Below are 11,602 nucleotides of genomic sequence, written 5' to 3' on the forward strand. Positions count from 1 at the left end.
ACCCGAACCGTTGTGGCAGCGGCTCAGGGTTCCTTGTCCAGGCCGTGCCGGATGGCGTAGCGGGTCAGCTCTACCCGATTGGCGAGTTGCAGCTTCTTGAACGTCGATTGGACGTGGTTCTCCACCGTCCGGTGGCTCAGCGACAGCTTCTCGGCGATCTGCTTGGCGGTCATCCCCTTCGCCACGTATCGCAGGATTTCGGTCTCCCGCTCGCTGAGCATAGGCGCGGCCTTGCGGGTGCGGCCCATTCGCCGGTACTCCCCCAGCACCAGCCCGGCCAGTCCGGGGGTGAACACCGCGCGCCCGGCAGCGGTGGCCCGGACCGCCTCGGACAGTTCGGCTTTCGACGCGCTCTTGACCAGGTATCCGGTGGCGCCCGCCTTGACGGCCTGCAGCACATCGTCTTGTTCGCCGGAGGCCGAGAGCACCAGGATCCGGCTGGCCGGGGACACCGCGAGCACCTCAGCGGTGGCGCGAACCCCGTCGCCGTCGGCCAGTTGCATATCCATCACCACCACGTCGGGCAGCACCACCGCGGCCCGCCGCCTGGCGGCTGCCACCCCGTCGGCGGTGGCCACCACGGTGAAGCCCTCATCGGCCAGGTCCCGGGCCACGGCGTCGCGCCAGATCGGGTGGTCGTCGACGACCATGACCGTCGGGGCGGGGGTTTCCGTCGTCATCGCTGTGCCTTCCCGGCTGACCGAGGCACGGTCAGCTCCCACTCGGTGCCCTCGTCGTCGCTGTGCAGCACGGCCGTTCCGGCCAGCGCCGAGAGTCGACCGACGATGGATTTGTCGATGCCCATCCGGCCCTCGGCGCGGGCGGCTTCCAGTCTGCCGGGGGCGATGCCGGCTCCGTCATCGCGGACGCTGACCACCACTTCGTCGTCGAGATCCTCGACCAGCACGTAGGCCCGCGCGTCGAGACCGGCGTGCAGGGCGACGTTGTCGAGGGCGTTGCGGACCGCGGCGGCCAGTTCGGTCGCGTCCTCGGCGGGCAGCGGCACGGCGGTGGCCGGCATCGCGACGGTCACCCGGTCCCCGGCGTAGCGGTCCAGCAGGGGGCGCAGGTCGATCCGGCCGTCGGCGTCCCCGTCGGCGGTGGGGCGCACGGCCAGGTCACCGGTGTGCGCGAAGCGCCGCAGCACCCGCTCCTGTTCGGCGGCGAGTTCGGCGAGTTCGGCGGTCGGCCCGCCGATCTCCCGGCCGCGTCGGGCGACCAGCGCGAGCACCTGGATCACCCCGTCGTGCATCTGCCGGGCCAGCCGCTCCCGCTCGGACGCGGCGGCGGTGAGCCGGGCCGCCCGCTCCAGTTCGGCGTGGACGCGGCGCGCCGTGCGCGCGGCCAGGCCCACCGCCAGGCCGACCGCGAGTTCGATGACCAGCCCGGCGCTACGGCCCAGGTTGACCTCGACCGCGCCCTTCTCCAGCGCGTAGGCGGCCATGATCAGCGCGGCGGTCAGCACGCCGCCGACCGGACCCCACAGGATGGCCGCCGACACGGTGGCGTTGGTCAGCCACAAGGTGGTCGGCAGGGACTGGTTGTCGGCCACCCAGTCCGGGGAGGCCACCAGCAGCGTGCCGAACAGCAGCGCCAGCGAAACGGCCAGCTCTGCGATCACCCACCCCGGCCGGCGGCCGAACCCGTGCAAATAGGCGACCGCACAAAAGACGGTCCACACCGTGAGGCCAGCAAACATTGACCAGGCGAGGAGGGGGCGTTCCAGATCGCCGTTGACGGCAATTTGGAAGCCCAGCGCGTAGAGGTAACCGAGGAGACGAAACACCTGGGCAGCGCGCCACAGCGGAGCGGCCGGATCAGGACCTTGCGCCGCCATTTCCGATCCCCTCAGGTTGATTCTCAGCAGCCGTTTCGATAACCGGAAGCTAACGATGCGGGGGTGGTTACCCAGCGTTGATCTGATTGTGTCAAGATTCGCCCATGACTACTAGCACGCCCCAACGCGGCACCATCATTCCCGAACTGGTGAGCCCGCTGTGGAAATCCTCTGTTGTGTCCGGCCTTCTGGCCATCATCCTCGGCGTCATCGTCCTGGCCTGGCCCGGTAAGACGCTGCTCGTCACCGCCATCCTGTTCGGCGCCTACCTGCTGATCAGCGGTATCGCCCAGGTGGTCTTCGCGTTCGCGATCCACGCCTCGGCCGGTAGCCGGGTGCTGATGTTCATCAGCGGCGCCGCCAGCATCGTGCTGGGCTTCCTGGCGCTGAAGAGCTTCGGTGGCAACGAAAGCGACGGTGGCCTGACTGCCATCATGCTGCTGGCCATCTGGATCGGCGTCGGCTTCATCTTCCGCGGCGTGGCCACCACCGGCACCGCCGTCGGCGACCCCGACCTGCCGGGCCGCGGCTGGGCGATCTTCTTCGGCGTCATCACCACGCTGGCCGGCATCGTCATGATGGTCGCGCCGTTCTCCTCGATCGTGATGCTGACCCTGGTGGTCGGCGCGTGGCTGATCGTGCTCGGCGCTTTCGAGATCGGTTCGGCGCTGGCGCTCAAGAAGGAAGCCGGCAAGTCCCCGGTCTGATCGACCCCGCCAACAGGCCGTCGTCCACTGCGGTGGACGGCGGCCTGTTGCGTTGGCCGGAAAGCTGTCGTTCGGCTCACACTGGACAGCGGCGGGTTTCACCCGACGACGAGTGCTACTACACTGCGTCGTAGAACCTGAGCGCAGGAAGCCGGTGTGAATATGGACGCACTAGACGTCGCACGGTGGCAGTTCGGCATCACCACCGTCTACCACTTCATCTTCGTGCCGCTGACCATCGGCCTGGCCCCGCTCATCGCGGTCATGCAGACCATCTGGCACATCACCGGCCGCCACGAGTGGTACCGACTGACCAGATTCTTCGGGAAGCTGTTCCTGATCAACTTCGCGATCGGCGTCGCCACCGGCATCGTGCAGGAGTTCCAGTTCGGGATGAACTGGAGCGAGTACTCCCGCTTCGTCGGCGACATCTTCGGCGCCCCGCTGGCCATGGAAGGCCTGGTCGCCTTCTTCTTCGAATCCACCTTCATCGGCCTGTGGATCTTCGGCTGGAGCCGACTGCCCCGCGCGGTGCACCTGGCCTGCATCTGGATCGTGGCGTTCGCGGTGAACGCCTCGGCGTTCTTCATCATCGCCGCCAACTCGTTCATGCAGCATCCCGTCGGCGCCGTCTACAACCCGGACACCGGCCGCGCCGAACTCACCAGCATCGTCGCGCTGTTCACCAACAACACCGCGATCTGGGCGTTCCTGCACGCGGTGGCCGCCTCCATGTTGACCGCCGCGATCTTCGTCGCCGCGGTCAGCGCCTGGTGGATGGTCCGCGACCGGCGCCGCGCCGACGAGGACGCCGGCCACCCGGTCCCGGCGGCCCCGGAATCCGACGCGGTGCGGATGTTCCGGCCGGCCACCATTCTCGGCTGCTGGGTTGCGCTGGTGGCGTCCTTCGGGCTGCTGTTCACCGGGGACGTGCAGGGCAAACTGATGTTCCAGCAGCAGCCGATGAAGATGGCGTCGGCGGAATCGTTGTGCCACACCGAAACCGATCCGAAGTTCTCGGTGCTGACCGTCGGCACGCACAACAGCTGTGACGGCGTCATCCACGTCCTCGAGGTGCCGTTCGTGCTGCCGTATCTGGCCGAGGGCCAGTTCAGCGGGGTGACGCTGGAAGGCGTCGAGGATCTGCAGAAGGCCGCCGAGGAGAAGTTCGGTCCCGGCAACTACCGGCCGAACCTGTTCGTCACCTACTGGTCGTTCCGGGCGATGATCGGGTTCATGGTGCTGCCCGGGTTGTTCGCGCTGGCGGCGCTGTGGATGACCCGGCGCGGCCGGATCCCCAATCAGCGCTGGTTCTCCGGGTTCGCCCTGCTCAGCCTGCCGATGCCGTTCCTTGCCAGCTCCGCCGGCTGGGTGTTCACCGAGATGGGACGCCAGCCGTGGGTGGTCGCGCCCAACCCGGACGGAGATCAGGCGATCCGGCTGACGGTGCAGGACGGGGTGTCCAACCATTCGGCGGGGATGGTGTGGACCTCGCTGATCCTGTTCACCCTGACCTACGCGGTGCTCGCGGTGGCCTGGTCCTATTTGCTGCGCCGCTACATCGCGGCGGGCCCGCAGGAGCACGACGCCGAGCCCGCTCCGGCGGTCACCCCGGGCGACGACGACGTCGAACCCCTGTCGTTCGCCTACTAGGAAGGGAGTTGATCGACGATGGGTCTCGAACAGTTCTGGTTCATCACGGTCGCCGCGCTCTTCGTCGGCTTCTTCATCCTGGAGGGCTTCGACTTCGGCGTCGGCATGCTGATGGGCCCGCTGGGCCGGATGGCCGCGCGCCGGGGTGAGGACGCCGAGCGACACCGGCGCGCGGCGCTGAACACCATCGGCCCGGTCTGGGACGGAAACGAGGTGTGGCTGATCACCGCCGGTGGCGCCATGTTCGCCGCGTTCCCCGGCTGGTACGCGACGGTGTTCTCGACGTTGTACCTGCCGCTGCTGCTGATCCTGTTCGGGATGATCCTGCGGGTGGTGGCGATCGAGTGGCGCGGCAAGATCAACGACCCGAACTGGCGGCGCTGGGCCGATATCGGCATCGCCGCAGGCTCCTGGCTGCCCGCGGTCCTGTGGGGTGTCGCGTTCGCCATCCTGGTCCGCGGCCTGCCGGTCGCCGAGGATCAGCAGGTCTGGGACTTGTCCTTCTTCGACGTGATCAACGTCTACACGCTGCTCGGCGGGCTGGCCACGTGCGCGCTGTTCCTGCTGCACGGAGCGGCGTTCCTGGCGCTCAAGAGCAGCGGGACGGTGCGCGAGGACGCGCTGTCCGCGGCGCGCCGGATCTCGGCGCCCGCGCTGGTCGTCATCGGCGGGTTCGGATTGTGGACCGAGTTCGCCTACGGCAAGCCGTGGACATGGATCGTGTTCGCCGCGGCCGCGCTGAGCCTGGTCGGCTCGATCCTGTTGCTGCGCAACGGAACCCGTGACGGGTGGGCGTTCGTCGCGACGACGGTCACCGTGCTGCTGGTCATCACCATGCTCTTCGGCGACCTGTACCCGAACCTGGTGCCATCGACGTTGAACCCGGACTGGAGCCTGACGATCCATAACGCCTCGTCGAGCCCGTACACGCTGAAGATCATGACCTGGGCCGCGGTGATCGTCGCTCCGCTGGTGATCTGCTACCAGGGCTGGACCTATTGGGTGTTCCGGCAGCGGATTTCCGCCGACCGGATCCCCGAGCCCATCGGTCTGCCGAGGTAGCGCGCTGAGCGCCCGCGGCCCGATCGACCCCCGGCTGTGGCGGGAATCGCCCGCGGTCCGGCGGTTCCTGCTGGCCAGCGTCGGCTACGGCGCGCTGGTCAGCCTCGCCGCGATCGCGGGTTCGGTGCTGCTGGCCGCGCTGGTGGCCGGGGTGATCAGCGATCCGTCCACCCGCACCGTGGCGCATTGGGCGCCGCTGCTGGCCGGGTTGGCCGCCGTCTGGGTCCTGCACGCGCTGGCCCAATGGCGCCAGGCCCGGTTGTCGCAGCGCGGCGCGTCGGCCGCGATCGCCGACCTGGCCGCCCGGGTGTTGGAATCGGTGACCGCCCGCGATCCCCGGCTCATCGCCGAGCAACGCGACGCCGCGACGACGGTGGTGATCGACGGCCTGGACGGGCTGCGCCCCTACTTCACCGCGTACCTGCCGGCGCTGTTCCAGGCGGTGATCCTCACCCCGGCGGCGCTGGTGGTGATGGCGTGCTTCGACCTGCCCGCCACTCTGATCGTGCTGGTGGCGCTGCCGTTGATCCCGCTGTTCATGGTGCTGATCGGACTGGCCACCCGGGACCGGTCGGCGGCCGCGCTGACCGCGATGACGACGCTGCGGGCCCGGATGCTGGATCTGATCGCCGGGATCCCGACCCTGGTTTCGCTGGGCCGGGCCGCCGGGCCGGCGGATCGGATCGCCGAGTTGGGGGCCGCGCATCGCCGCTCGGCGATGGCGACGCTGCGGATCGCGTTCCTGTCCACCCTGGTGCTGGAGCTGCTGGCCACCTTCGGGGTGGCGCTGGTCGCGGTGAGCGTCGGGCTGCGGTTGGTTTACGGCGAGGTGACCCTGGTCGCCGGGCTGACCGCGCTGCTGCTGGCCCCGGACGTGTTCTGGCCGCTGCGCCGGGTCGGGGTGGAGTTCCACGCCGCCCAGGACGGCCAGACCGCCGCCGAAGCGGCGTTCGCCCTGATCGACGGCGCCGAACCGGCGCCCGCCGGGATTGCGCGGGCGCAGGCCGCGGGGGCGCGGATCGAGCTGGACGGACTCAGCGTCGAGGGCCGCGACGGCGCGGCGCCCGCCGGGCTGTCCGGGGTGATCGAACCGGGTCGGGTGACGGTGTTGACCGGACCCAACGGTGCGGGCAAATCCACCACCCTGACGGTGCTGGCCGGGCTGACCCGGCCGGACGCGGGCACGGTGACGGTGGCGGGCGTACCCGTGACCGAGCTGGCGCCGGAACCCTGGTGGGCGCAGCTGTCCTGGCTGCCGCAGCGCCCGGTGCTGATCCCCGGCACGGTGACCGAGAACCTCGAGCTCTTCGGTCCGCTGACCGATGTCGAATCAGCGTGCGCGGCAGCCGGTTTCGATGCCGTGCTGGCGGAATTGCCGGACGGCGGGGACACCGTGCTGGGTCCGGGCGGCGCCGGACTGTCGCTGGGTCAGCGCCAGCGCCTCGGGCTGGCCCGAACGCTGGGCTCCCGCGCCCCGCTGCTGCTGCTCGACGAGCCGACCGCGCACCTGGACGCCGGAACCGAGGCCCGGGTGCTGACCGCGCTGGGCGAGCGGGCGCGAGCCGGGGCGACGGTCGTCGTCGTCGGGCACCGCAGACCGGTGCTGGACTGCGCCGACACGGTGATCGAGGTGGCTAGCCATGCGCGACGGTGATCCCGGGGACCGCGCCGACCCGCTGTGGCAGGCGCTGGCCCTGCTGCGCCCGCGGCTGCCTCGGCTGCTGCTGGCCATCGCGCTCGGCGTCGGCTCGCTGGGCAGCGCGTTGGCGTTGGCGGGGGTGTCGGCATGGTTGATCGCCCGCGCCTGGCAGATGCCCCCGATCCTGGACCTATCGGTCGCGGTGGTCGCCGTGCGGGCGTTCGGCATCTCCCGGGGCGTGCTGCACTACTGCGAGCGGTTGGTCAGCCACGATGAGGCGCTGACCGGCGCGTCGAACGCCCGCGCGCAGACCTACCGCCGGTTGGTGGCCCGCCCGGCGGCGTTGCGGGTCTCCGGCGGTGAACTGGCCGGCCGGGTCGGCGCCGACGTCGACGAACTGTCCGAGGTGCTGGTGCGGGCGGTGCTGCCGATCGCGGTGGCCGCCGTGCTGTCGGTGGCCGCCGTCGGGGCGATCGCGCTGATCTCCCCCGTCGTCGCGGCTGTGCTGGCGATCTGTCTGCTGGTCGCCGGGATGCTGGCCCCGTGGTTGGCCGCCCGCGGCGCCGCTGCCGCCGAATTGTCCGCACGGGAACGTCACGCCGACCGCGATGAGGCGGCCGTGCTCGCGTTGCGGCACGGCCCGGAGCTTCGGGTGGCCGGCCGGCTGCCCGGGCTGATCGCACAAACCCGCGCGCGGCAACGGGATTGGGGCGCCGAGTTGGACCGGGCCGCCGCACCCGCGTCGCTCGGGGCGGCCGCGCCGACGCTGGCTCTGGGCGCCGCCGTGCTGGCCGCCGCCGTCGTCGGGATCGGGCTGTCCCCCACGCTGGACGCCCCCATTCTGGCGATCCTGATGCTGCTGCCGCTGTCGTCGTTCGAGGCGACGACGGCGCTGCCTGCGGCGGCGGTCCAGCTGACCCGTTCCCGCATCGCCGCCCGGCGATTGCTGGAGCTCACCGGGAACCCGCGCGCACCCGAGCCGGCTGGTCGGCTGCGCCGGGCCTCTTCGGAGCTCGTTCCTCGCCCCTCGAACCCGCCGGTGGATCGGCCGCCCGGACCGGAACCGGACGGCGTCGACCTGCGCGCCGACAATCTGTGTTCCGGCTTCCCCGGCGCCAGCGGCGGTTTCAGTGGATCCCTGGATGTGGCCGCCGGCGCCCGGGTGGCCGTGACCGGGCCCAGCGGCGCCGGCAAGACCGCGTTACTGCTCACCCTCGCCGGGCTGATCCCGCCGCAGCAGGGATGCGTGACCGTCGGCGGGGTGGCGCTGAGCAACCTCAACGAAGCCCAATTGCGTTCCCGGATCGGATATTTCGCCGAGGACGCGCACATCTTCGAGACCACCGTTCGGGACAATCTGCTGGTGGTCCGCGGCGACTGCGCGGACGCCGAGCTCCAGGAGGCACTGCGCCGGGTGGGTCTCGGCGAATGGCTGGCGGGCCTGCCGGGGGGTTTGGGCACGGTGCTGACCGGCGGGGCCTCGGCGGTCTCGGCCGGGCAACGCCGACGACTGCTACTGGCCCGGGCGCTGTGCTCGCGGGCGCCGGTGCTGCTGCTCGACGAGCCGACCGAACATCTCGACATCGGCGACGCCGAACCGGTGCTCGACGAATTGCTGCGCGTCGGCGGCCTGTTCGGTCCGGAGCGCACCGTGGTGGTCGCCACCCATCACCTGCCGGCGGGTTTCGCCGGGCAGCGGATCCGCGTTCCGGGTTAGGGCTGGCGCCCGAGGGCTTCGCCTGCCGCCAGCTGTTGGGAAGGCCCCGCGTGTATCGTGGTCGGGGAAATCGTCCACCGGCCGACCGGGAGCAGACGCCTTGACTCAGCCGCCGTATCAGCCGTCCGGCGAACAGCCCTGGAACTATCCGCCGCCGCCTCCGCAGCCCTATTCCGGCGAGCCGGGCGGCTACCCGGCGCCGGCCCAACCGAAGAACGGGGTGGGTCTCAGCGCCCTGATCTGTGGCCTGTTGTCGCTGCCGGCGGCGCTCACGGTCGTCGGCGGTGTGGTGCTCGGCGTCGCGGGGATCGTCTGCGGAGTGGTGGGCCGCGGTCGCGCCAAGCGCGGCGAAGCGAACAACGGCGGGATGGCCACCGCCGGCATCGTCACCGGCGCGCTCGGCGTCGTCGCCTCGGTGGTGGTGGTGATCGTGATGATCACCGCCGGCATGTGGCTGTTCAACGAGGGTGGCGGGAAGGACTTCGTGGACTGCCTGAACCGGGCCGGCGACGACGTCGCCGCCCAACAGGCCTGCCAGGACCAGTGGGCGAACAATCTGGAAGATCGCTTCAGCGTCACGGTGACGCCCGAGCCCTGATCCTCAGTTCGTCGGGAAGTACTTGATCAGGCCCTCCTGGACGACGGTGGCCAGCAGTTGGCCGTCCAGGTCGAAGAAGTGACCCTTCGACATGCCGCGGGATTCCGCCGCCACCGGCGACTGCGTCGAGTACAGCACCCAGTCGTCGAACGTGATCGGGCGGTGGAACCACACCGAATGGTTGATCGTGGCGGCGAAGATGCGGTCATGCCCCCAGGACAGGCCGTGGGTGGTGATGATCGAGTCCAGCACGGTGGTGTCCGACGAGTACACCATCGCCGCCTGGTGCAGAACCGGGTCCTCGCCGATCTCGCCGCGGGCCTTGAGCCACACCCGGTTGTGCGGAAGCTTCTCGCCCTTGTCCCGCATGATCCATGCCGGGTCGTTGGTGTACCGCCACTCGATGGGTTTGAGCGCCTCGACGAACAGCGGCACCGTTTCCTCGTAACCTTCCAACAGCTTCTCGATCGTCGGAAGGTCATGCGGCGGTTGCACTTCCGGAGGCGGGGTGCTGTGCTCCAACCCGCGTCCGCCGGCCATGAACGCCACCAGCGCGGTCGCCAGCAGGGTGCCGTCCTGCATGACGTCGACGCGCCGGTTGGCGAACCGGCGCTCGTCGCGCAGCCGGACCACCCGCAACTCGAGATCGTGCTCGGGATCTCCACCGGCGATGAAGTGGATGTTCAGCGCGCTGGGTGGGATGTAGCGCGGCAGGGTGCGCGACGCCGCGACGAAGGCCTGGGCCATCATCTGCCCGCCGAAGGTTCGGACCGGGTTCTTGCTGGGGTGCGCCCCGAAGAACACGTCCTCGCCACCGGCGCGGAGGTCCAGCACCGCCAGCAGCTCATCGAAGTCGCGCTGCGGCACGCGGGCCCCCGTCCTGTTAGTGGTCGTCCTCGCCGATCCTATGCACGTGGATCAGGTTGGTGGACCCCACGGTGCCCGGCGGCACGCCCGCGACGATGACGACCAGGTCACCGCGACGGTAACGGCCCAGCGCCAGCAGTGACTTGTCCACCTCGCGGATCATGCCGTCGGTGCTGGTCATCTGGCCCACGATGAACGTCTCGGTGCCCCAGGTCAAGGCCATCTGGCTGCGGATCGCGGGGCGGGCGGTGAACGCCAACAGCGGCAGCGGGCTGTGCAGCCGGGCCAGCCGGCGGACGGTGTCGCCGGATTCGGTGAACGCCACCAGCGCCCGGGCGTCGAGCCGCTCGCCGATCTCGCGGGCGGCATACGAGATGACGCCGCGCTTGGTGCGCGGGGTGTGGGTCAGCGGCGGCGCGGCCGTGGAATTGTCTTCCACCGCGGTGATGATCCGGCTCATGGTGCGCACGGCGTCGAACGGGTAGCGGCCGACGGAGGTCTCACCGGACAGCATCAGCGCGTCGGCGCCGTCGAGCACGGCGTTGGCGACGTCGGAGGCCTCGGCCCGGGTGGGCCGGGAGTTCTCGATCATCGAGTCGAGCATCTGGGTCGCGACGATCACCGGTTTGGCGTTCTCGCGGGCCATCTGAATCGCCTGCTTCTGCACCAGCGGCACCGCCTCCAGCGGCAGTTCGACGCCGAGGTCGCCGCGGGCCACCATGATCGCGTCGAAGGCCAGCACGATCGCCTCGAGATTGTCGATGGCCTCCGGCTTCTCCAGCTTCGCGATCACCGGCACCCGGCGCCCGCACCGGTCCATCACCGCGTGCACGAGGTCGACGTCGGCCGGGGACCGCACGAACGACAGCGCCACCATGTCGACGCCGAGGCTCATCGCGAACTCGAGGTCGGCGATGTCCTTCTCGGACAACGCCGGAACCGACACCTCGACGCCGGGCAGGGACAGGCCCTTGTTGTTGCTGACGGGCCCGCCCTCGATCACCGAGCAGACCACGTCGGGTCCGTCGACGCCTTCGACGATCAGCGCGACCTTGCCGTCGTCGACCAACAGCCGGTCATTGACCTTGACGTCCTTGGCGAGGTGCTTATAGGTGGTGGACACCCGGTCGTGGGTGCCTTCGACGTCTTCGACGGTGATCCGGACGGTCTCGCCGGTCTCCCAGACCGTGGGTCCGTCGGCGAACCGGCCCAGGCGGATCTTCGGGCCCTGCAGGTCGGCCAACACGCCGACGGCCCGCCCGGTGGCGTTGGAAGCCGCCCGGACCCATTCGTAGGTGGCTTGGTGCGCGGAGTACTCGCCGTGGCTGAAGTTCATCCGGGCGACGTCCATCCCGGCCTCGACGAGCGCCTTCACCTTTTCTTCGCTACCGACGGCGGGTCCGAGCGTGCATACGATCTTGGCGCGTCTACTCACGACGAATCAGCATAGTCCCGTTCGGCGCGCGTCTCGACCGATCAAGAAGAGTTCAGATTCCGGTCAACGGGACGACGTCCAGCATGC

Annotated in this window: 10 protein-coding genes; 6 read left to right on the forward strand and 4 right to left on the reverse strand. The window is 70.0% G+C overall.

What is annotated here, in order from left to right; all coding sequences use genetic code 11:
- Window positions 1-23: 23 nt before the first annotated feature.
- Together L2Z93_RS10155 and macS are read right to left on the reverse strand one after the other, a co-directional pair.
- Entirely contained in the window at window positions 24-680 is a 657-nt protein-coding gene (locus L2Z93_RS10155) for a response regulator (RefSeq protein ID WP_090585860.1), read from the reverse strand.
- On the reverse strand, window positions 677-1,837 hold the full coding sequence (gene macS / locus L2Z93_RS10160; protein WP_090585864.1) for a MacS family sensor histidine kinase: 1,161 nt from the start codon (window positions 1,835-1,837) through the stop codon (window positions 677-679). Before macS ends, L2Z93_RS10155 begins: the two co-directional genes overlap by 4 nt.
- An 86-nt stretch (window positions 1,838-1,923) precedes the next feature.
- Between macS and L2Z93_RS10165 the strand changes: the two genes are divergently transcribed.
- From L2Z93_RS10165 to L2Z93_RS10190, 6 genes are all read left to right on the forward strand, one after another.
- Window positions 1,924-2,544 (forward strand): HdeD family acid-resistance protein, encoded by a 621-nt coding sequence (locus L2Z93_RS10165; protein WP_370745793.1) that lies wholly within the window; start codon window positions 1,924-1,926, stop codon window positions 2,542-2,544.
- 162 nt (window positions 2,545-2,706) lie between these two features.
- Complete coding sequence (locus L2Z93_RS10170) at window positions 2,707-4,197, forward strand: cytochrome ubiquinol oxidase subunit I (RefSeq protein ID WP_090585871.1); 1,491 nt, start codon at window positions 2,707-2,709, stop codon at window positions 4,195-4,197.
- Between the two features lie 18 nt (window positions 4,198-4,215).
- A complete protein-coding gene (cydB, locus tag L2Z93_RS10175) occupies window positions 4,216-5,259 on the forward strand; it encodes a cytochrome d ubiquinol oxidase subunit II (RefSeq protein WP_090585875.1) in 1,044 nt (347 codons plus the stop codon).
- A 34-nt stretch (window positions 5,260-5,293) separates the two neighbouring features.
- On the forward strand, window positions 5,294-6,913 hold the full coding sequence (gene cydD, locus L2Z93_RS10180; protein WP_090585878.1) for a thiol reductant ABC exporter subunit CydD: 1,620 nt from the start codon (window positions 5,294-5,296) through the stop codon (window positions 6,911-6,913).
- The gene (gene cydC / locus L2Z93_RS10185) at window positions 6,900-8,615 is read left to right on the forward strand and encodes a thiol reductant ABC exporter subunit CydC (RefSeq protein WP_090585881.1); all 1,716 of its coding nucleotides are present in this window, start codon (window positions 6,900-6,902) and stop codon (window positions 8,613-8,615) included. The genes cydD and cydC overlap by 14 nt, the downstream gene beginning before the upstream one ends.
- 100 nt (window positions 8,616-8,715) lie before the next feature.
- Complete coding sequence (locus L2Z93_RS10190) at window positions 8,716-9,213, forward strand: DUF4190 domain-containing protein (RefSeq protein ID WP_090585884.1); 498 nt, start codon at window positions 8,716-8,718, stop codon at window positions 9,211-9,213.
- A gap of 3 nt (window positions 9,214-9,216) precedes the next feature.
- Here L2Z93_RS10190 and L2Z93_RS10195 read toward each other — a convergent pair whose 3' ends face one another.
- Together L2Z93_RS10195 and pyk are read right to left on the reverse strand one after the other, a co-directional pair.
- Window positions 9,217-10,080, reverse strand: coding sequence for an acyl-CoA thioesterase II (locus L2Z93_RS10195; protein ID WP_090585886.1), 864 nt, complete (start codon window positions 10,078-10,080; stop codon window positions 9,217-9,219).
- Window positions 10,081-10,096: 16 nt separating this feature from the next.
- Window positions 10,097-11,515: a pyruvate kinase gene (pyk, locus tag L2Z93_RS10200; protein WP_090585889.1), complete on the reverse strand. Its 1,419-nt coding sequence runs from the start codon at window positions 11,513-11,515 to the stop codon at window positions 10,097-10,099.
- Between the last annotated feature and the right edge of the window lie 87 nt (window positions 11,516-11,602).

This window comes from Mycolicibacterium brumae (genome assembly GCF_025215495.1).
GTDB lineage: Bacteria > Actinomycetota > Actinomycetes > Mycobacteriales > Mycobacteriaceae > Mycobacterium > Mycobacterium brumae.

What these genes read in the sequence shown, in the direction of transcription:
- L2Z93_RS10155 (WP_090585860.1), bottom strand. Translation starts at nt 680, where the DNA reads ATGACGACGGAAACCCCCGCCCCGACGGTCATGGTCGTCGACGACCAC.
- macS (WP_090585864.1), bottom strand. Translation starts at nt 1,837, where the DNA reads ATGGCGGCGCAAGGTCCTGATCCGGCCGCTCCGCTGTGGCGCGCTGCC.
- L2Z93_RS10170 (WP_090585871.1), top strand. Translation starts at nt 2,707, where the DNA reads ATGGACGCACTAGACGTCGCACGGTGGCAGTTCGGCATCACCACCGTC.
- cydB (WP_090585875.1), top strand. Translation starts at nt 4,216, where the DNA reads ATGGGTCTCGAACAGTTCTGGTTCATCACGGTCGCCGCGCTCTTCGTC.
- cydC (WP_090585881.1), top strand. Translation starts at nt 6,900, where the DNA reads ATGCGCGACGGTGATCCCGGGGACCGCGCCGACCCGCTGTGGCAGGCG.